This is a genomic window from Paenarthrobacter sp. NPDC089322 (assembly GCF_040684895.1).
Lineage (GTDB): Bacteria > Actinomycetota > Actinomycetes > Actinomycetales > Micrococcaceae > Arthrobacter.
Genome location: NZ_JBFBGW010000024.1, coordinates 36476 through 57216, shown reverse-complemented (window position 1 = coordinate 57216; position 20741 = coordinate 36476). Strand labels below are relative to the sequence as shown.

General features: G+C 60.0%; 15 protein-coding genes. 6 read left to right on the top strand and 9 right to left on the bottom strand.

What is annotated here, in order from left to right:
• Position 1: 1 nt before the first annotated feature.
• The 5 genes from AB0N65_RS18875 (at position 2) to trxA (ending at position 6127) form a co-directional block, all read left to right on the top strand.
• Positions 2-505: an NUDIX hydrolase gene (locus tag AB0N65_RS18875; protein WP_364165226.1), complete on the top strand. Its 504-nt coding sequence runs from the start codon at positions 2-4 to the stop codon at positions 503-505.
• 27 nt (positions 506-532) lie between these two features.
• Positions 533-2551, top strand: coding sequence for a murein biosynthesis integral membrane protein MurJ (gene murJ / locus AB0N65_RS18870; protein ID WP_364165200.1), 2019 nt, complete (start codon positions 533-535; stop codon positions 2549-2551).
• 139 nt (positions 2552-2690) lie between these two features.
• Positions 2691-4505 (top strand): ABC transporter substrate-binding protein, encoded by a 1815-nt coding sequence (locus AB0N65_RS18865; RefSeq protein WP_364165198.1) that lies wholly within the window; start codon positions 2691-2693, stop codon positions 4503-4505.
• 304 nt (positions 4506-4809) lie between these two features.
• The gene (trxB, locus tag AB0N65_RS18860) at positions 4810-5766 is read left to right on the top strand and encodes a thioredoxin-disulfide reductase (protein WP_364165195.1); all 957 of its coding nucleotides are present in this window, start codon (positions 4810-4812) and stop codon (positions 5764-5766) included.
• A gap of 34 nt (positions 5767-5800) precedes the next feature.
• Positions 5801-6127, top strand: coding sequence for a thioredoxin (gene trxA / locus AB0N65_RS18855; protein ID WP_364165192.1), 327 nt, complete (start codon positions 5801-5803; stop codon positions 6125-6127).
• 4086 nt (positions 6128-10213) lie between these two features.
• Here trxA and AB0N65_RS18850 read toward each other — a convergent pair.
• From AB0N65_RS18850 to rpmH, 9 genes are all read right to left on the bottom strand, one after another.
• Positions 10214-10393, bottom strand: coding sequence for a hypothetical protein (locus tag AB0N65_RS18850; RefSeq protein ID WP_364165190.1), 180 nt, complete (start codon positions 10391-10393; stop codon positions 10214-10216).
• 2290 nt (positions 10394-12683) lie between these two features.
• Complete coding sequence (locus AB0N65_RS18845; RefSeq protein ID WP_364165187.1) at positions 12684-13928, bottom strand: ParB/RepB/Spo0J family partition protein; 1245 nt, start codon at positions 13926-13928, stop codon at positions 12684-12686.
• Between the two features lie 66 nt (positions 13929-13994).
• Positions 13995-15038, bottom strand: coding sequence for a ParA family protein (locus AB0N65_RS18840; protein ID WP_364165185.1), 1044 nt, complete (start codon positions 15036-15038; stop codon positions 13995-13997).
• Between the two features lie 87 nt (positions 15039-15125).
• Complete coding sequence (gene rsmG, locus AB0N65_RS18835; RefSeq protein ID WP_364165183.1) at positions 15126-15776, bottom strand: 16S rRNA (guanine(527)-N(7))-methyltransferase RsmG; 651 nt, start codon at positions 15774-15776, stop codon at positions 15126-15128.
• A 6-nt stretch (positions 15777-15782) separates the two neighbouring features.
• Entirely contained in the window at positions 15783-16334 is a 552-nt protein-coding gene (locus tag AB0N65_RS18830) for a R3H domain-containing nucleic acid-binding protein (protein ID WP_364165181.1), read from the bottom strand.
• Positions 16334-17314: a membrane protein insertase YidC gene (gene yidC, locus AB0N65_RS18825; RefSeq protein ID WP_364165179.1), complete on the bottom strand. Its 981-nt coding sequence runs from the start codon at positions 17312-17314 to the stop codon at positions 16334-16336. The genes AB0N65_RS18830 and yidC overlap by 1 nt, the downstream gene beginning before the upstream one ends.
• Positions 17315-17330: 16 nt before the next feature.
• Positions 17331-17684 carry a membrane protein insertion efficiency factor YidD gene (gene yidD, locus AB0N65_RS18820; RefSeq protein WP_364165223.1) on the bottom strand — a complete coding sequence of 118 codons (354 nt, stop codon included), beginning with the start codon at positions 17682-17684 and terminating at the stop codon, positions 17331-17333.
• Positions 17685-17745: 61 nt separating this feature from the next.
• Complete coding sequence (gene rnpA, locus AB0N65_RS18815) at positions 17746-18156, bottom strand: ribonuclease P protein component (protein WP_364165176.1); 411 nt, start codon at positions 18154-18156, stop codon at positions 17746-17748.
• Between the two features lie 41 nt (positions 18157-18197).
• Entirely contained in the window at positions 18198-18335 is a 138-nt protein-coding gene (rpmH, locus tag AB0N65_RS18810) for a 50S ribosomal protein L34 (protein WP_011776797.1), read from the bottom strand.
• Between the two features lie 465 nt (positions 18336-18800).
• Between rpmH and dnaA the strand changes: the two genes are divergently transcribed.
• Positions 18801-20222, top strand: coding sequence for a chromosomal replication initiator protein DnaA (gene dnaA / locus AB0N65_RS18805; protein ID WP_364165173.1), 1422 nt, complete (start codon positions 18801-18803; stop codon positions 20220-20222).
• Positions 20223-20741 lie beyond the last annotated feature (519 nt).

Sequence of the window (20741 nt, the reverse complement as noted above, 5' to 3'; positions counted from 1 at the left end):
GTTGCCGTCGGCAATCGGCGCCCACGTCGCGCCTGTCCCGCAGCACCCGGTTCAGGCCTCGCTTCCCACTGTGGAGGAAGTGTCGGCGGGTGGCGTCGTAGTAGACACGTCCGACGGCGAGCTCCGGGTCGCGATTATTGCCCGCCTTAATAGGGGTGGCCGGCTTGAGTGGTGCCTTCCCAAGGGGCATCCGGAGGGCCGCGAAAACAACGAGGAAGCTGCCGTCCGCGAAATCGCTGAGGAAACCGGCATTGAAGGAAGCATCCTCGCGCCGCTGGGCAGCATCGACTACTGGTTCACCGTCAGCGGCCACCGTGTCCACAAAACCGTCCATCATTTCCTGCTGCAGGCAACAGGCGGCGAGCTGACCATCGAGAACGATCCCGACCAAGAAGCCGTGGACGCTGCCTGGGTTCCCATCCAGGAACTCGCCCGGAAGTTGTCGTTCCCCAATGAACGCCGCATCGCCGATTTGGCGCGGGAAGTGTTGCCCGAACACCTCTGAGCCGGGGTGCATGGGACGATAAAGGCGATGTCTGAAGCCAAAGCAACTCAATCCGTTCAGTCCGGAGAAGCCCGTTCGAGCGCCATCATGGCCGCCGGGACGCTGGTTTCCCGGTTCCTTGGCTTCGCTAAGACCTGGATGCTGGGAGCCGCCCTTGGCCTGGGGTCGACGGTCAACGACACGTTTATTAATGCCAACAACCTGCCCAACCTGATCTTCCTGCTGGTTGCCGGTGGTGTCTTCAACGCTGTCCTGGTACCCCAGATCATCAAGGCCAGCAACGCTCCGGACAGGGGAGCGGACTACATCAGCCGCCTTCTGACCTTGGCCGTGCTGGTGCTCCTGGCACTGACAGCACTCGTCACCCTGGCCGCTCCGCTGGTCATCGACCTCACCACGCAGGGCTATTCGGAACAACAAAAAGCCTTGGCCGTCACCTTTGCTTTCTGGTGCCTCCCACAGATCTTCTTCTACGGCCTCTATGCCCTGCTGACACAGGTCTTGAATGCGCACGGGGCATTCGGTCCGGCAATGTGGGCCCCCATCCTTAACAACCTTGTGGCCATCGCCGGCCTGGGAATGTTCATCTGGATCCTCGGCGCAAACATTACCAACCCGCACACGCTGGACAACTGGGGACCCACGCAGACGTTCCTTGTGGCAGGTTTTTCCACCATCGGCGTCGTCGCCCAGACGGCCATCCTGCTCATTCCGGTCCTGAAGCTGCGACTAGGCCTCCGTCCGCGCTTCGGGTGGCGGGGCGTCGGCCTGGGCCAGGCAGCAAAGCTGAGCGTGTGGACGTTGCTGACTGCCGCCGTCGGGCAGTTGGCGTTCCTGTACGTCATGAAGATTGCCACCATTCCCGGTGCCGAACGCCTCCGCCTGGACAACGAAGGGCAAACCACCGCCGCTTCCACCCTTCCCGGCAACGCCGTCCTGGAAGTCGCAAGCCAGCTGTACTTGCTGCCGCACTCGATCATTGCGCTCTCGCTGGCCACCGTCCTCTTTAACCGGATGACCCGCGCTTCGCAGGACGGAAACAAGGCCGAGCTCCGCGATGCCCTCTCTCACGGCCTGCGCACCATGGCTGTTGCTACCGTTTTCGGCGCGCTGGCGTTGTTCGCTTTGGCAGGTCCTTTAGGCATGTTCTTCTCCGGCGGTAAGCCGCAGGACGGTGTCATGCTCGCCCAGACGCTGACCATCCTCGCGCTGAGTACCCCATTCATGAGCGCCAACTTCATGATGTCCCGCGTGTTCTACGCCAACGAGGACGCGCGCACACCCCTTTACGTACAGTTGCTCCTGGCCGTGGTGTACGTGGTGGGTGCATTTATCATCCAGTTCCTTCCCGTGGGCCAGATCATCTACGCGATCGCAGTCCTCTATACCTTGGGCAACATCCTGTCCGTGGTGATCAGCGTGGTGTTCCTGCGGAAACTGCTGGGGCACCTGGACGGACCCCGCATTGCGAACTCGTACATCCGCATGGGCTACGCCGGGCTCGGTTCGGCCATTGCGGGTGCCCTCGCGCTGTGGCTTCTGGGCAGCTACCGGGCCGACGGTTTCGCCTGGAGCAGCCGGCCAGCCGCCTTGGTGACCGTGGTCGTCGTCGGGCCTGTCATGCTGGTTGCCTATTTACTCTTGTTGCGGGTTTTCCGCGTAACGGAGCTGCGCGACTTGATGCGACCGCTGATGGGCCGCTTCGGCCGTGGCGTACCGGCGCCCGCTGGAGCCGGCGCCGCGGCAGAACCCACGACGGCGGCACGCGCCACGGTCTCGGACGACACCGGTCTGATTCCGCGCATCTCGGGCGAATTCGACGCCGCCTCCTTCAGGGCCGGTCCCGCACTCGAGCCCGAACCCGCCGTCGAACATTCAGCACCCGGGGAAGACGCCCCCACTACGTACCTCCCGGACGAAGACGTGCCGGGCACAGCAAGGGGCGGGCGCTTCCGGCCACAGGTTCCTTTGCCGGGCCGACGCACCTACCAAGGCCAAGCCGGACGCAATCCCTACTTCCCGGCTGAAGAGAAGGACAAAGAGTAACCGGTGCCGTCAACATGGGCGCAGGGCGGCAATCGGCTAGGCTAGAAACGAATATAGGTAGTTGCAAAAGCGGTCCAACCGGCTCAGCGGGCGGGCTGCATGCAGGACCCGCAGCTCCCGGACAGCCTAGGAGGAACACGTGTCCCACCCGATCGACGTCGGATCAGTGCTTGGCGGCCGCTACAAGGTCACGGCCACCGTATTGACCTCGCATGACCAAGATCTGGTGCTCGACGGTGTGGACCAGGTCCTCAACCGTCCCGTCAGCATCCTCGTAGCCGGTCCCGGAAACGCCGAGCAGGTAGCGCAAAGTGCCCGCGAGGTTGCCACGGGGGAGCGGCCGGGCCATGTCCAGATCCTGGACCTCGGTGTCAGCGACAACACCACCTACCTGATCACCAACCACAGCACCGCCCCGGATTTGCTGGACCTGGTGGTCGCTACGCATCCGCCGTATGTGGAACCGTTCTTCACTGAGGCCCTCGGCACGGAAATCTTCGGCCAGGCCAGAACGTACGAGCCCGAAACATACGACGGCCTCTACGAAGACGACGAACACGAAGCCGAGTACATCCAGTACGACGAAAACGGCTACCCAATCCAGTCGGAGTCCGAGGCCGAGGCCCGCGAGGCTGCCCCTGCAAGCAATGTTCCCCCCAAGCCTGCGTCCAACCCGTCGTCGGGGAAGAGCGGGCTGGCGGGCAAACTCGCTGCTGCAGCCGCCGGCGCCGGGGCAGCCGGGGTCGCTGCCGCCGCCGCGCTGAAGAACGCCGGCTCCAAGAATCACGACGCCGGTGCTGACGCCGGCGTGACTTTGGGTGGCGGCGCTTCGGGTGCCGCTGCCTCAGGTGCCGGGGCTTCGGCGGGTGCTGTGGGAACGGGCGCTCCAGCGGGACGCCCAGAGCAGCCGCCTACGCAAGCCGTTTCATCACAACCTTCAGCCGCCGCTCCTCCCGCGCCATCGCAGCCGCCCACCCAGGCGGTTTCCGCGCAACCGGCTGGTGCCTCGCCTGCCGCGCCGCCGCCTACCCAGGCGGTTTCCGCGCAAGCAGCACCGTCGCAACCCGCGCCATCACAACCTGCGCCATCCCAACCCGCGCCGGGCCGTGAGCCGGCTGCTGAACCCAAGGTCTCCCTGTGGTCCGAAGAGGATTACGGCTTCGCGGGCGGCGCCGCTGCAGGTGGTGCTGCCTCTGCATCAGGTGCCTCCAACGCAAGCTACGATCGGGCGGCAAGCAGCTTCCCGGCGTCGGCCTCTGCCAATGACTATGACGTGGAAGAGGACTACGAGGACGACGCCCCGGAGCGTGAACCCCGTTCCCTGCGTTGGCTCGTGGGCGGACTCCTCGCTGCCGTGCTGATCGTGGGACTCGTCTTGGCCGTCACCAACCTGGGCAGCCTGCTGCCCAGCGGCGCGCCTGCGGCAACACAAAGCAGCACTGCGCCGCAGTCCACCGGTTCGGAGTCCGCAGAGCCCACTCCAAGCGAGACTGCTGCTCCCGCCGCTCCGCCGGCAATCGACGAGATCACGCGCCTTGGTACGTTCGATTTCGCGGCCACCTACGACAAAGACCTCGTCAAGTCCTTCGACGGCAATGCAGCAAGCTACTGGTCCGACATGGAGTTCGCCTCGGCCGACTGGGGCGGTGGGCTCATTGACGAGATGCCGTTGGTTGTAAAGCTTAAGGAGCCGGCGGAGATCAAATCCGTGGTCCTGAACCAGCTGGGTGGCTCGGGTGGCAGCATCAGCGTCTACACCAACGATCGCCCTGCCATGGATGGTGCGAAGCTCGTGGGCACCAACAGCTTCACGTCGCCGGAACTGACTATGCCGCTAGCGGCGCCCACTCAGGCCGAGTACGTGATCGTGGTCATCAAGACCCTCCCCAAGCTTGCCGCTCCTAAGACCCGCTTCGGTTACGGCCTCCGTTTGGCCGAAGTCACCGTCCAATAACCCGGTTCCGCCCTCACCGTCCCAACTGAGTAGCAGTAGAGCACGTTTTGAGCCCTCAGAACGTGCTCTACTGCTACTCAGTTTGCGTTCTCCTGCCCGCGTGTGACTGATGGGGCAACGGGTCATCCAATGTCCCCGCTTCGAGTGGCCGTGCCCTCAGACGGTACCCTGAATGATGGTGGCTTTTAGGGGTCCTCGATTGAGGGTTCCTGAAAACCAACGGAATATTTGGAGCATTGCAGGGGTTGAGTCAGGTGGCTGCCCCGAAAGCCGCAGCATCGACTAAGGAAGAGGTTCACGCCACGTGAGCATTGCAGAAAACAGCGCATCGCAGGTGCGTGACGTCATCATCGTAGGTTCAGGCCCCGCCGGCTACACCGCCGCCGTCTACACCGCCCGCGCCAACATGAAGCCTCTGCTCATTGCCGGTTCCGTTACCGCCGGTGGCGAACTGATGAACACTACCGACGTAGAGAACTACCCGGGCTTCCCTGAAGGCATCATGGGTCCTGATCTCATGGAGAACTTCGAGAAGCAGGCCGCACGTTTCGGTACGGAGATCCTCTTCGAGGATGTCACCGAGTTGGATCTCGACGGCGACATCAAGACGGTCACGATCGGCACGGGGGAGACCTTCCAGGCGAAGGCCATCATCCTGTCCACGGGTTCCGCATATCGCGAGCTGGGTCTTGAGAACGAAAAGCGCCTGTCAGGACACGGCGTCAGCTGGTGCGCAACCTGTGACGGTTTCTTCTTCAAGGATCAGGACATTGCCGTCATCGGTGGCGGTGACTCTGCCATGGAAGAAGCGCTGTTCCTGACGAAGTTTGCAAAGTCAGTCACCGTGGTACACCGCCGCGACACGCTCAAGGCTTCCAAGATCATGGGAGACCGCGCCCAGGCACACGAGAAGATCAACTTCCTCTGGAACACTGCCGTGGAAGACGTTCTCGGCGGTGACAAGGTTACTGGCCTCAAGCTCAAGAATGTGGTGGACGAGACCGAGTCGGAGCTCGCAGTCACCGGCGTTTTCGTGGCAATCGGAAACGATCCGCGAACGGACCTCATCAAGGGCAAGGTCGACCTCACGCCTGAGGGAACCATCGCCGTTGAAGGCCGCAGCTCACGTACCAGCATCAAGGGTGTGTTTGCCGCGGGTGACGTCATCGATCCTACGTACCGCCAGGCCATCACGGCTTCGGGTTCCGGTTGTGTGGCCGCCCTCGATGTCGAGCACTACCTCGCAAACCTGCACGCCTAAGCTGCATCCAAGCAACCATACGAAGGGAAAAGTTATGAGCAACGCCAAAGACGTAACTGACGCAAGCTTCAGCATTGATGTCCTGGCTTCCGAGAAGCCGGTCATCGTGGACTTCTGGGCAGAGTGGTGCGGCCCTTGCCGTAAGCTCGGCCCGATCCTCGACGAGATCTCGGTCGAGTATGGCGAGAAGGTTGACGTCGTGAAGTTGAACGTCGACGACAACCCCGCAATCGCGGCGGAGTATGGAATCACCTCCATCCCGGCCGTGTACCTGTTCAGCGGGGGAGAAGTTAAGAGCACTGTCATCGGCGCCAAGCCCAAGCAGTTCTTTGAGAAGGAATTTGCGGACGTCCTGTCCTAGGCTTCAACGCGATCGGAAAACGCCGGCGGTGGCCGCTCCTCGAGGGGCGGTGACCGTCGGCTTTTTCATGCACTTCTGGAAATTAGACTCCGGCAGTTTGTCTTTTCGTCATTGATTGATGAGGACGGTCTGGTTTGAGCTGAAATGCTTCGCGTGATAGTTCCCTTACTGACGTGGGCGGAAGTCGCTGGTCCTCATGCCTGTACGCGAGTGGGTCGGGCTTGTTGGAGTTGCCGTGAGCTCCTCGAGCTTCGCTCTGTATTGTCGCGCCTGGCTTGCCCGCTTTGCGAAGTTCGGTTTGGGTCGCAGACTCCTGGTCCCCGATCTGGCGGCTGCCTCCCGGGAGCATCCGAAAGGCCACCGCTCCTTCAGGAAACAGCTACCCCCGGCAAGCTTGCTTTGACAGCGTTGCATCCGCACCGGCTTGGCGGGGAGTCTGCACGTCTTGTTGGGGCGGCGGTTTCTGCTGTGCCGAATGCCTTTTTGGGACGCCGGCTGTGCCGAATCGCTGCTCCGACCATTGAGTCCTGTTCTCTCGCCTATGTACGCCGCTCCTATGTGCACGCGGCGCTCCTGCAGTCTTGCGATGTGTCGGCCGTTTGTGGCTGACTTAACTCCTATCGTTGCTTCGCATAGACCTGTTTCCTGCGGACCCTATGGTGCTGGCTCTCGGCCACAGCTTTCGGTTGTTATCGCCCATTTTTGTGGCCGCCAGCGATAATGGAGCAGTCCGGACTCCGATCGCCTTGTTTCACGTGAAACAGCGCCCGCTTTGTTCCGGTGGGCCATGAGGAACATACCCGTGTCAGGCGCAAGTGAGGACGACGAGCCCACCACGTTTCACGTGAAACATAGTGGCGAGAACCAACGACTCTTCAGTTTCAAACTATTGGGGACAGGGTGCGATGTAGCTTCCTTCAAGGACCGTCGCCGCCACGCCCCGCCCAACACAAATTTTCGCTGTAAATCTCAAAGCTTCAGCCTTCTGAAACCGCGAACAATCTCACAACCGATAACTTCTCGCTCGGAGCACGGTTAAGGCTTACCCGAGGTTATCCGGCCTCCTCACGAAGCTCAAAAGCGCTCATTCAAGGGCTTTTCCAGACGGTACGACTCCTGGCGGGACGACGCTAGTTTGGAGCCGGCCCTATACCGCGGGTGTGCTTGTTCCTGGACGAGGCGACCATGACGACTGCGCAATATTGGGGTTCCGCCCATCTGCACTCAGCCAAAACGTCTGCCGTCGCCTTTGATCCTATACAGGCCGCAACTCATCTTGGGCTTAATCGCTCCTCTCATCCGCCCACTCAACGCGGTGAGGGTCTATCGTCCTCGGTTCCCCCTCCGCGCCCCAAAGGAATCCGCCGTCATTGCCCGATCAATATGGCCTCGTAGGGTTGCGCGAGGCCTACGCATGACTCAGCAGACCTATCCAACGCCCAGCTCACGCCGTCAGCGCTCGTCTGCCATTCACCAACAACAGCTTCCGGGCTTATGGATGATCAGAGTCGTACCGGAGTGATCTAAGGAGCTGCCTACCGAGCCTGACTTCCTTCGAGTGCTGCCCGAAACTTGGCTATTTGCCCTTGCCGACTTGAGGCTTGCTGGCGTTGGATGCGAACCTGGAGCGTTGAGATCCCACAGAACAGGCATCTGGGCCACAACAGCCGCTTCCAGGAGCCTTCGCGGCTATGCATGACGGTAGGTAGCCGTGCCACCCAAACCCTTATCCAAGGTTGGTGGACGACTGTTAGACCACAGACAAATCTGAGGAAGTCAGGTTGAACCCTCCCACTCGAGCTGAACGCGGGGGGAGCTATTCATGATCAACGAAAACCCACACATCATCAACACGCACCCGGGCAGTGAAGAGCAACTTGGGCCTAAAGGAGCTGCAGGAGATGGACAACGATGTTTCACGTGAAACGGCCGGAGACGCCAACGCCCCCTGCCACGCCACCAAGTTAGCGGGATATGGCACCGACGGGATCGTGGTAGCCGACTCTCCCGGGACCGATCCGTGGGAATGTTTCGGGGAGCCGACCGTCCGCTAGAAGACACGTGAGAGTTCGTCCACTGACGACGGCGTTGTCTATCCATGGTTGGGGTCAAAGCGGACATGGGGCAACAGCCGCATCGCTAGTAAGCGCTGTCCAGTTCCACCCTGAATCGACTCGAATAGAAGTCGGGAGCTGATCCGGGAGTGACTGTCTAGCAGGATGGATCGCTCCCGAACGTATCAACGCTGGCGGGACAGTTGCTGGTTCCTTGGGCCTTCCAGCTACGCGGTTCGGATAACTACCAGCCAGGCTACAGCCAAAGCGGGGCCCAAACATGGATGTCAACGCAAGCGTGCGAGTGCTTGGAATCGGATATATGTTTATCCGGATCTGCCATGTTCAATTCCGAGGACTGTTCACTGGACTGGGGATGAAGCAGGACGTACTGTACTCGATCCACGACAGGGCTTGGTCCTTGGTCGGCCGGGCTACCCCGCGCTGCGGGCGGCTTAGCCTCCAAGTACGTACCCTGGTTGTCGCCGAGATCATCCTCCGCGATCAGATACGCGGAATTTTGTCGGGATGGAGAAAGTCTGTCGACATATGCCTTGCATCGCCATGTTTCACGTGAAACATGGCGGGGTCGGAGTGAACGGTAAGGCACAAAACCTATTCATTGCCGCTGTCAGAATCGAGGCCTTCTACCCAGCATTGACGCCCGTCCTGTAGGGCCGGTGGGCTGTAGAAGATGCTCGTGGCGTTACGGGAGGGTTGAAGATTGGGCCCACTGTTATGGGCGGTATGGCAGGTTTCGCTCCACCCCGGGAAGCCTCGGCGGCCGTGGATAGCGGACGTGACGTATCCATGCAGCCGTGGCACCCGGCTGCGTCCACTAGAAGGCTTGTAAGCCCGGCTGCACTCCCAAGCAGGCATGCACCGGCACCGCAACGAAAGAGCCAAGACTGCCGCAGACATCAGATGAAACAACAACAGAGACCTGGCGTGGAAGGACCTCAGCCCGACGTCCTTGGAGCAGTAGCAGACTCGGCACACGGTCTCCCTGCGCTCAGGGTAACGAGGAATGCTCCCTTGGGCGCTTCTCGCCATAACAACCCACGTTGACCCTCGTTTTCTCGTGCGTCCAGGTGCGAAGCCCTGGCCGTTGCCTGGGTCCAGGGAGGGCTGATACTGCCTCGTCAAGAGACCACAGAAGAATCCGACCAGTCAAGCACACCAAGCTTATACACAAAGTTATCCACAGGCCTTTCCACCCGCTCAAAAGTGCCGACCCTCAGTCAGGCGCTCGAGATGGGTTCGTCCTTTTGTCGGGCAAACCTCTAGGACGGGTGCCCTCATCAAGTCGCAAATCTTCCGCCTAGATTTATGACCGGCCAAAAGACCCTTCGAGCCATGAAAATCAGCGCATATTGCTGGGAAATTGTGGCTATTGCATGGTTATTCACGTCGCCGTCCTGTTTCACGTGAAACGACAACAAGCAACGCAAGGGGCGAGGGGTGAGGTACCCCATGTTGTCCTTCCCAACGAGGCATCGTGTTGTAGACATCTAGCGGCAATCCACACTGTTTATCCCCATAGTTATCCACAGGCTTATCCACTGCCACGTGAGGAACTCCACAGGCGTGTTTGGGGCATGGGATTCAGAGGCTGGACTGTTCGTTTCACGTGAAACGCACGAGGCTCGGCTATCCCGATCATGCGGGCTGAAAGCGCTCACTTCAAAGCACTGCGTTACGTGAGTGAGTAAGGGGGAGGGTCTGCCGCAATCACAGGGTGCCGCCCAAGAACGCCGCCGCCAGGAGAAGTACAACATCAGATCTATCCGACCAGCCACCCATATGATGTACCTACGAAGAGCTGCCGGTCCGCGTCGCGGGCAGCTTCCTGAACTCATACCTAAGCCAGCCGACAGCCGTCACCAAACGTTGGCCAGCTTCCGGTTACCCTTCACGACACGTCGCAATCTTAACAACTACCCGGATTATCCCGAGGGTGGATCGTACCGAGAGTGCCTGCGGCGTCCGGGTGGGGAGGCACGACGAGCACACAAAAGTCCGCTAGAGCTCTTCAATATGCGCGCTCCACTGCGACGGACGGCAACGCCATGCCGGTTCTCCCGTGGACGTACTCAATGGTCCCGCACGCCCCTGTGCCGAAGACCCGTGGGCCTACTAGGAGACCCGCGAAGGAGTAGGAATCGTCGGCATCGGAGGAGTCCAGTACGGAGACGTTCGGTCCATGGCTCATGCGAACAAGCAGGCCGTGGGAAACGCTCAGCTGCAATACTAGGTGGATTTTCAACACCCCGGTCCAGCCCTGACTTTGCCACGCACGGCCTGGGATTGCCACTTTCAGATTCAGGAAACGTCGGCTGTAGAACCAATCTGGCCACATAGCGTCGCAGAAGTGCGCACCGCGACACCGCAAATGTCGACGAAGGACCTTGCAGAACAACAATGACAACACCAGTGTCTCTGTTGCAGGGCTAGCGAGAACTCAGCCGAAATGGCGGCATGAAGAGGGAAGTCCAGGGACCACGATCTATGATCCATAACCTATGATTCGGATGAGCCCACACCACATGACAGGTTCTTTGACGACTGGTCCCTTGAAGAGCGCCCGCCGGCGCTCGTGGTCCAACTTTCCGGGACGGCAAGGGCATGCCCTGCCGAGGCAACCTCCGGCTAGCGGCATAGACACACCGCCCAGGCGGAACAGTAGCCGTACCTTTCACACCACGTGAGCAGGGGAGCAGGCAACGTTTCCCTTCTGGAAAGACCCTGGTTTCGTTCACTGACATGCAGAGCCATCCAGCGCTGAACTGAATCACTCCCAAGGCAACACATCATGATGAGAACGAGCCAAGAAGGAATCGCATCTCGCCGAACAAGGCATTTCAGCTGCTGGGAAGCATCACGAGGACATGTCATCGGCAACTACTGTCACAAGGCAAGTGCGAGCCAACAAGGTACGCCCGAGCCAGCTCAAGGCTACTAGCCTTGCGTTCCTGTGCCACCTGAGGACAATCCTGGTGCGGACAGTTCTGATGCGGGAAACTTTTGCCTTTCAACTAACGGGCCGACAGAACTCGCTTTCCGTCGCAACAGCGGCCCCTACTCGTTGTACGGCCGCATGCACCTTGCCAAAGTTTCAAGCAGCCTAACCGTCAAAGCCAGAGACGGCTGCGTCGTAGCATCAGCACGCAGAACCTGGGCCACCCGCACCCCAGGGATGGCTGGCTGCCGCCTGACACTGTGCTGTCTGCCCCTTCTTTCCAATGCATCGCGAGCTAAGAGGGGATCGGTGGGCCGCAGACGAGTCTTCTCTGCAGGACCGGACTTCAGCGTCTCTAGTCAGCGAAACCAATCAGCGACTCCGAGGACATTGAGCTCGGTTGCGAATAGTCCACCGAGCCGATCGCGGCGCCGTTTCACGTGAAACATGGGCTACTTCCGCTGGTTCCGCCACCAGTTCGCCTTAACCGTCTGGTGATCTACGGTGTTTCACGTGAAATGCCAGTATGCGGTATCGATCGCAACCTAGCCTAGATCACGCTTCCAGGTGACGCGCAAGGCGAGCACAGAGCATTTTAAACATCATCCCCAACGGTCCATGGCGGGACGCCTCGTGCTGCATGTGGATTCCCTGATGTCAGATAGGTTCATTCGGACTGCCCGCGATCCCAATCGCTGACACCAAATTGGCCCGTTTGTCAGCCCTGATACCGGCCTGTGAACCCCACGAATTCGTCTAAGCAGTATCCATGGCCTGCTGCCCCTCCCGATGCTGTACGTCGGCCCCCACACAGTCAGAGTCGGCTCCATAGTGTCCGGAAATCTCCGCTTAGGTTCGTGACCAACCCAAGCGCAGCCAACAAACCGCCCAATGCTCTCCGGGCGCCATGTTTCACGTGAAACTCGCAGCCATGATCAGCCGCGAAACAGGGACGGAACGGGCGCCTATGGAATTGTGATGACTCTTAGGTCCCAAAGTCTCTAGACACGCAGCGTGGGCCGATTGAGGAGTTCTGTCTCGCCTCGCGGTTAGTGAAGAAACATGTACTAATCAAAGAGAAAATTGTCCCGGTCGCCATAAAACAGGGCACCGAACTCACCGCGCCAAACGGTCACAGGAAGGCAGCACTCGGCCGTTCCTTCATGGAATTAGTTTCCGCAAGCAATCTCCAGCCGCAGCTTCTTGCTGCAGGCGCGGCCCATGCCCATCCAGTACCAAGTTCAAGGCAAGGAGGCACGCCCCCCGGCAGAGACTCAAAAAGACATTGCGCACATGGCACGGCGGTTCAAGTGATACTAGCGAACAGTCCCACCCCGCCCCACGCAATGTGGTGCCCAGCAGCGAAGACCTAGGTGTTTCACGTGAAACAGTCTCCCGAGGGACGCGCCAAACGATCGCTAGGACCGAAAAATGCAGAGACCACCGCAGAAATCCGCACGCCAGATGACATAAGCATCCACTACCAATCTCAAACAAATAGGGCCTGCTTCCAAGAAGCAGACCCCATTAGTTGAGTTTAGAACTATCCTTCAGCGCTCGGGCTCAAGACATCCATAATCCGGTTCAGATCCTCGACACTGGCGAATTCGATACTGACCCGTCCCTTACGTGCACCCAGGGTGATTTTCACGTTGGTGTCCAAACGATCCGAGAGGGAGGAGGCCAGGTAGTCTAGTCGCTCGTGCCGGGCGTTCGGCTTCGGAATAGCGTTCTTGGTAGGAGTGGCGGGCTCTTGGTACAAGGCCACCGCCTCCTCGGTGGCGCGTACGGACATTCCCTCGGCAACGATCTTCTGCGCAAGTCGTTCCATCGCTGCAGCATCGGGAAGGGAGAGAAGAGCACGCGCATGGCCGGCTGAGAGCACGTTCGCAGCAACGCGGCGTTGAACCAACGGCGGCAGCTTCAGCAAACGAAGTGTATTGGAGACCTGCGGTCGTGACCGGCCGATACGATCCGCCAATTGCTCGTGTGTGGTCCCGAAATCCTCAAGGAGCTGCTGATAGGCGGCTGCCTCTTCCAAAGGGTTCAGCTGGCTGCGGTGCAGGTTCTCCAGCAACGCATCGCGAAGGAGGTCATCGTCAGTGGTGTCGCGGACAATTGCAGGGATGGTGTCGAGACCAGCTGCCTGTACGGCACGCCACCGACGCTCACCCATAACCAGCTCGTACGGTTCTCCACCCTTTTCGGTTGAAGTACGCACCACAATTGGCTGGAGGACGCCGATTTCCTTGACGGAGTGCACAAGCTCAGCCATGTCGTCTTCATCGAAGACCGATCGCGGCTGTTTACGGTTGGGATGAATGTCAGTGACCGGAATCTCGGCGAACCTGGCACCGGGCACCTCAACCAGCTCCACCTCGGACGCAGCAGGCGTCGTGGGCTCGGCAGACACGGAAGGTGCCGGAGCCGCCGTCGAGGTCTTATCAGTTTCGGCAGCACTCTTAGCGGTCGGGGCGGTTCGCTTGGTGGCCGGCTTAGCCGCGGCCGCCTTGGATGTGCTCGACTTGGCCGGTGCCTTGGCTACAGAGGAACGCGGAGCAGTTGTCTTACCTGACTCCGTCGTAGCGGCCTCGGAAGCTACGGCTGAATCAACAGCAGCAGAATCCTCGTCAGGAGCAACTACCGGCTCTGCGGTCTTACGGGCCTCCGGGAAGAACAGATCCACGGGACGGGACGGCGCAGCACCGTTTCCCTGAGCTCCCGCTGCAGCGGAACTGGGAATGAGAGCCCCAAGACCTCTGCCCAGGCCCCTTCGCTTTTCGCTCATTAGTTCATCCCTCCGATGGATTGCCGAGCACGGACTGGCCCAAGCTGTTGCAGTGTTTCACGAATTCTAGCGTTCAGCGATTTCGGCGGCGGCTTCCATGTAGGACAGCGCGCCACTCGACGAAGGGTCGTATGTCATGACGGTCTGTTGGTAGCTCGGAGCCTCGGAGATACGCACGGAGCGAGGTACCACAGCACTCAAGACTTGCTGCGGGAAGTGCTGCCGGACTTCAGAGGCAACCTGTGCTGCAAGGTTGGTTCGGCCGTCATACATGGTCAGGAGGATCGTCGACACCACCAGTTCAGCATTGAGGTGCTTCTGGATCATCTCGATGTTCTTGAGGAGTTGGCTGAGTCCTTCAAGGGCGTAGTACTCGCACTGGATCGGAATCAGGACTTCGCTGGCCGCGCAGAATGCGTTAACGGTCAGGAGACCCAAACTTGGCGGGCAGTCGATGAAAATGAAGTCCAGACGGCCTTCACCGTTCTTTTCACGTTCCTTGGCGTAGACGTCAATAGCGCGGCGCAAACGCTGTTCGCGGGCGACAAGTGAGACCAATTCAATTTCCGCTCCCGCCAAGTGGATGGTGGCCGGTGCGCAGATCAGGTTGGGAATGTCGGGGCACGGAGCAACGACCTCCTTCAACGGGAGGTCGTTGATCAGGACGTCGTAAATGCTATCGACGTCCGCGTGGTGCTCAATACCAAGGGCTGTGGAAGCGTTGCCCTGTGGGTCGATGTCGATAACCAGGACGTTGAGCCCTGCTGAGGCCAATGCCGCCGCAATATTGACGGTGGTAGTGGTCTTACCGACACCGCCCTTTTGGTTGGACACGGTGAAGATACGCGTCCGCTCCGGTTTGGGCAGTTCTCGTCCGAGCAGCCGCTCACGCCTGCGGGTCTCGTTGGCCAACTGCCGCGCGATGGGACTCGAATCATCGATGGAATCCATCACGCCGTCCGACAGCGTTTCACGTGAAACGGCGTTTTCAACCACATTTGGGCGCACAATTGCCGATTGAAGGTTAGGTGAGGGTGTGGCCATTGCCCGCGCGGATCCCAAAGACATAAACGGGGGGATCCGCTGCGTGGAGGTTTCACTACTGCCCACTGGTCACACTCTCACTCTCATTCGGCGCATGCTGCCGTTCTCTAGCCTAACTGCTCACTCGCCGACACGCGGGAAACCAAGCGGAGTCTAGTCCTTCTTTCCGGGGTTGTTGACGATGATCCTCACCACGGTGGTGGGTTCCTCCAACAGCTCCTGTCCACAGACCACAACTGACGTTTCCACGCCACCGAGTTTGCGGATCACCTTCTTGGCCTTCTCGATTTCCTCGGCGGCGCTGCGTCCCTTGATGGCAACAACTTCACCTTTGCCGTTGAGCAACGGGATCGTCAGGCTGGCCAGGTTGGACAACGCCGAAACCGCACGTGCCGTCACCACATCTGCGTCCACCATGCCAACCGCCAGCTCTGCACGGGTGCGCATAACAGTGACATTGTCCAGGCCCAGATCATCCACGACTTCCTGAAGCCAAATGACCCTGCGCTCGAGCGGCTCGATGAGGGTCAGTTCCAGGTCCGGCCGGGCAATTGCCAGGCAGAGACCAGGCAGGCCTGCTCCGGAACCAACATCGGCAACATGGCTGTCTTTGGCTATCGCGGACTCAATGACAGCACAGTTCAGGACATGCCGGCCCCACAAGCGGGGAACTTCGCGGGGTCCGATGAGCCCCCGCTCTATGCCGGAAGTCGCAAGGTGTTCGACGTAGCGCTTTGCCAGGTCCAGCCGGTCGCCAAAGATCTTCTCGGCCGCCCGCAGTTCAGCGTCGGTAATCTCAACCATTGGCCGTTAGTCAGCTGAAACGACGATGTGGCGGCCGGACCCTTCGCCCTCCGACTCGGACACGAACCCAAGGTCAGCGACGGCGTCGTGGACGATCTTGCGCTCGTAAGCGCTCATCGGCTCAAGTGCGATGGTTCCGCCTGTCTCCTTGACCTTGGCCACGGCGTCTTCGGCAATCTTTTGAAGAACCCCGGCACGTTCCTTGCGGTAACCATTGATGTCCAGAACCAAGCGTGACCGGTTCTCCGTGGCGGAAAGAACGGATAGGCGGGCAAGTTCCTGCAGGGCTTCAAGGACTTCACCGTCGCGGCCCACAAGGCTGTTCAGCGCATCTGACTCTTCATCGGCGCCGATGGAAATGTAGGTGCGGCCGTTACGGACCTCGATGTCGATGTCGCCGTCGATGTCCGCGATATCAAGAAGTTCCTCGAGGTAATCGGCGGCAATGTCGCCTTCCTCTTCCAGGCGGCTCGCCGTCTTGGACAGCGTCTCTTCCTGAGCGTCGTCCTGGTCTTCAGCCACGGCGGCGGTTACTTCCTCGGTGCTCTCTGCAGACATTACTTCTTCTTCCTGTTCTTACGTTGTGGCTGGACGCGCTGGGCCCTGACTTCGGCGGCAGCTGCCGCAGCGGCAGCTTCTGCCTCAGCCTCTGCGTTCTTCTTACCCCCGAGCAGCGGCGGCAGGCCCTTGGCGGCACGGCGCTCCTCCAGAGCCTTTGCGGCGGGGGAACCCGGGGTGGGCATGCGGCGGATAACGAAGAACTGCTGGCCCATGGTCCAGAGGTTGGTGGTGGTCCAGTAGATGAGGACACCGATCGGGAAGTTGATGCCACCGATACCGAACACGAGCGGCAGGATGTAGAGCATCATCTTCTGCTGGCGCATGAACGGGCTTGCGAGGGCTTCCTCGGACATGTTCTTAGCCATGATCTGCTTCTGCGTGATGAACTGCGACGCAGTCATGGCCAGGATCATGATGATGCTGAGCACCCAGACAGCCACGGCACTGTTGCCGCCGTTCGGGTCACCGTGGAGCAGGGAGGCCGAGAGGGGTGCGCCGAAGATGCTCGACTCGTCGAACTGCACCACTTGCTCGTGGCTCATGGCCCCGATGCCTTCGCCAGCCTTTGCCTTCGTGGTGATACCGGAAAGCACCTGGAACAGTGCGAAGAAGAACGGCATCTGGATGAGCATCGGCAAACAGGCGGAGAACGGGTTGGTACCGTGCTTCTTGTACAGGGCCATTTGCTCCTGCGCCATGGCCTGCCGGGAGAGCTGATCGGTCTTGCCCTTGTACTTGGTCTGCAGCTTCTTCAGGTCGGGCTGCAGCAACTGCATGCCTCGCTGGGCCTTGATCTGCTTGACGAAGACAGGGATCAGGGCGGCACGGATCACCAGCACCAGGCCGATGATGGACAGGGTCCAGGTCCAGCCGCTGGCAGCGGGCATGCCAATGAAGCTCAGTCCCTCGTGGAAGCCAACCATGATGATTGACACCAACCACTGGAACGGAAACATGATCGTTTCAAAGAAGTCCATACGATATCCCTATTCGTCAGGCCGCCGGGCGGCCTTCTTCATCAGCCTGAGCAGCCAGGAACTTGTCCGGATTGTTCAGTACAACAATTGTGGGCGTCCGGCCCTCGGGCCAATGACGATGGCCGGCGGGGACATGGTCCACTCCACCGGCATTCCAAGGATGGCATCTGGCGAGCCTCTTGGCTGCGAGCCAGCTACCCTTCACGGCGCCATGCACCGTCACCGCTTCCAAGGCGTAGGCCGAGCAGGACGGAAAGAAACGGCATACCTGGCCGTACAAGGGCGAAACGACTTTCCGGTAGGCCTTTAACAAAATAATGAGGACGTTGCGCGGCAGGTCCCACACGAATTTGCCCACGGCTGCCGGCAGACTACCGACCGGAAGGTCGCCTGCGGGTACGCCGGAGGAAGGAACGACGTCGGTGCTTATGTCACGCACGCGGTGTCCCTTCCGTTGTGGTGCCGTTGTGGTTCGGCGAAGCAGCGAGTGGAGCTGGGCCACCCAGTCGCTTCGTCGTCACTGCCAATGCGGCGTTGTAGTCGGACAGCAGTTGCTCCCAGCTGGCCGATGCAGCTGCAGGCAATGCCCGCACCACAACCGCCAGGCCTGTCCCATGCGTTCGCAAGGACAGTGCACCTGCTTCTCTCAGTCTCCTCTTAACGAGGTTCCTGGTCACGGCGTTCCCGACGGCTTTGGAGACAATGAAGCCGATTCGACTCGGCTCCCCGGCCCCGATAGGGGCCGTATATAACACTAAGTTCCGGCGTCCATTGCGGACGCCGGAACGTACAGTTGTTGAAAAGTCGGTAGACGTCCGGAGACGGTTGGAGGTGGCTAGCACCGGCGAACCTGCAATAGGACTCTGACCGACAAGTCAGTTATTTAGGCCGACAGCTCGACGCGGCCCTTGCCGCGACGGGCAGCCAGGATGGCGCGGCCGGCACGGGTGCGCATACGAAGGCGGAAGCCGTGCTTCTTGGCCCGACGGCGGTTATTCGGCTGAAAAGTCCGCTTGCTCACGTTAGTTACTCCAGTGGATCAAAGGTGCGCCCACCCGATCAAAAGGGGAAGAACTGGCCGACGCTAAGTTTTGTATGTGCCTGCCGCCGCTGCTGCCCGCACGATGAACGTGCGGAGGTGCAACTGATCGCAAAAGCGGACACAAAGGACTTCACAACGTTAGGGCAAAAAGCAGCCCTCAGTCAAACCGGAAGCCCTCCAGGAAGCTATCCACAACTGTGCCCAACCAAGGCTTTCAGCCTGTGGATGAAGTGGCTCACAACCCCGGATCCAGAACAACAACCGTGTAATTATCCACAAGCAACTTCCCAGCTATCTTCTGGGGAAATCATCCCCTAGAGTGGCTCAGTAGCCCATTGTCCACCCGCTGTGCATAACCCTGTGGAATAACACCGGAGCAACGCCCAGTCGGAGACACTTCGGCTGCCAGCAATGCCGGCAAGCAAGTATTTAGGAACCTGATTGATGACAGTAGACGAAGCCAACCACGCCAATACTGTCGGAAGTTCCTGGCGCCGGGTGCTGAGCCTCTTGGAACAGGACGACCGGGTCACCCCCCGTCAGCGCGGCTTCGTCATCCTTGCCCAAGCCCAAGGGCTCATCGGGTCAACCCTCCTGGTGGCCGTCCCGAACGAGCTCACCCGTGAAGTCCTCCAGACGCAGGTAAAGGATGCCTTGGACGACGCCCTCCGCAGCGTTTTCTCGGATGACATCCGCTGCGCGATCGATGTCGACACTGATCTGGTGCCCCTGCACGAGGAGCCGGAACCCGCCGTCGAGCTTTCCGCCCTTCCGGACCTGGCCGCTGAACCGAAGCCGCAGCCCACTCCGCCCAGCACCTCGCATGAGTTCGGCCGGCTCAACCCGAAATACATCTTCGACACCTTCGTGATCGGCTCTTCCAACCGTTTTGCTCACGCGGCGGCTGTTGCTGTGGCCGAAGCTCCCGCCAAGGCCTACAACCCGCTGTTCATCTACGGCGACTCCGGACTCGGCAAGACCCACCTGCTGCACGCGATCGGCCACTACGCCCGCAGGCTCTACAGCGGAATCCGAGTCCGCTACGTCAACTCGGAAGAGTTCACCAACGACTTCATCAACTCCATCCGCGACGACGAGGGCACCAGCTTCAAGACCACGTACCGCAACGTCGATGTGCTGCTGATCGATGACATCCAATTCCTGGCCGGCAAGGACCGGACGCAGGAGGAGTTCTTCCACACGTTCAACGCCCTCCACAATGCCAACAAGCAGGTAGTCATCACCTCGGACCAGCCTCCCAAGATGCTCGCCGGCTTTGAGGACCGCATGACTTCCCGCTTCGAGTGGGGCCTGCTGACGGACATCCAGCCGCCGGAATTGGAAACCCGCATCGCGATCCTTCGCAAGAAGGGCATCAGCGAGGGACTTTCCGCGCCGGACGACGCCCTGGAGTACATCGCTTCCAAGATTTCGAGCAACATCCGTGAGCTGGAGGGCGCCCTGATCCGCGTTACTGCCTTTGCGAGCCTCAATCGCCAGCCAGTGGATGTAGCCCTCGCGGAGATGGTCCTCAAGGACCTCATTACGGACGACGGCGCCCAGGAGATCACGGCCAAGCAGATCCTGGACCAGACTGCCGACTACTTCAAGCTCAGCATGGAAGAGCTCTGCAGCAAGTCCCGCACGCGCACCCTGGTGACTGCCCGCCAGATCGCCATGTACCTCTGCCGCGAGCTGACGGACATGTCCCTTCCGAAGATCGGCCAGGAGCTGGGCGGCCGCGACCACACCACCGTCATCCACGCAGACCGGAAGATCCGCGAGCTGATGGCTGAACGCCGTGTGATCTACAACCAGGTCACGGAACTGACCAACCGCATCAAGCAGCAGCAACGGGACTCCTGAATCCACATCGCGCGCCGCACTCCTTACCTTATTAACAGGAGCGTGTGGATAACCCTGTGGATTCTTAAGGGGACAAGCGCGCTTAATGGGCTTAAAACCCTTAAGGCGTCTGTGGATCGTTAAAAACGGGTCCTGGAGTTGTCCCCATCCACACCCTGTTTAAAACCCAGTTAACGCACACTCCTTGAACAGGGCTTAACCGCGGAACCGCGCGGTCAGAGTCACTTATCCACAGTTTCCACAGCACTTATTAACACTACGAATCCCAAAAAATTGAAATCCCTCAAATAACAATCTCGTTCTCCCGCACACCCGGCCGGCCTCCGGCCAAGCCTGGGCCAGCCTGCCGGCTGTCCACATACGGGAGGTCGCTGCCCCCGGGGATGGGTTAATCGCAGATCTTCCGGCTAAGCTGTCAGCAGCGCTCCCATCCCTGGGTCTGTTTGTAGTTCGCTGAGTGCGAACCATGCAGGTTCCGATCCGGATCGCGACGATTTGGCGGATGCCCAGCAGGAAATC

Coding starts and splice junctions, on each gene's coding strand:
- murJ (WP_364165200.1), top strand. CDS start 533: ATGTCTGAAGCCAAAGCAACTCAATCCGTTCAGTCCGGAGAAGCCCGT.
- trxA (WP_364165192.1), top strand. CDS start 5,801: ATGAGCAACGCCAAAGACGTAACTGACGCAAGCTTCAGCATTGATGTC.
- AB0N65_RS18850 (WP_364165190.1), bottom strand. CDS start 10,393: ATGAGCCATGGACCGAACGTCTCCGTACTGGACTCCTCCGATGCCGAC.
- AB0N65_RS18845 (WP_364165187.1), bottom strand. CDS start 13,928: ATGAGCGAAAAGCGAAGGGGCCTGGGCAGAGGTCTTGGGGCTCTCATT.
- rsmG (WP_364165183.1), bottom strand. CDS start 15,776: ATGGTTGAGATTACCGACGCTGAACTGCGGGCGGCCGAGAAGATCTTT.
- AB0N65_RS18830 (WP_364165181.1), bottom strand. CDS start 16,334: ATGTCTGCAGAGAGCACCGAGGAAGTAACCGCCGCCGTGGCTGAAGAC.
- yidC (WP_364165179.1), bottom strand. CDS start 17,314: ATGGACTTCTTTGAAACGATCATGTTTCCGTTCCAGTGGTTGGTGTCA.
- dnaA (WP_364165173.1), top strand. CDS start 18,801: ATGACAGTAGACGAAGCCAACCACGCCAATACTGTCGGAAGTTCCTGG.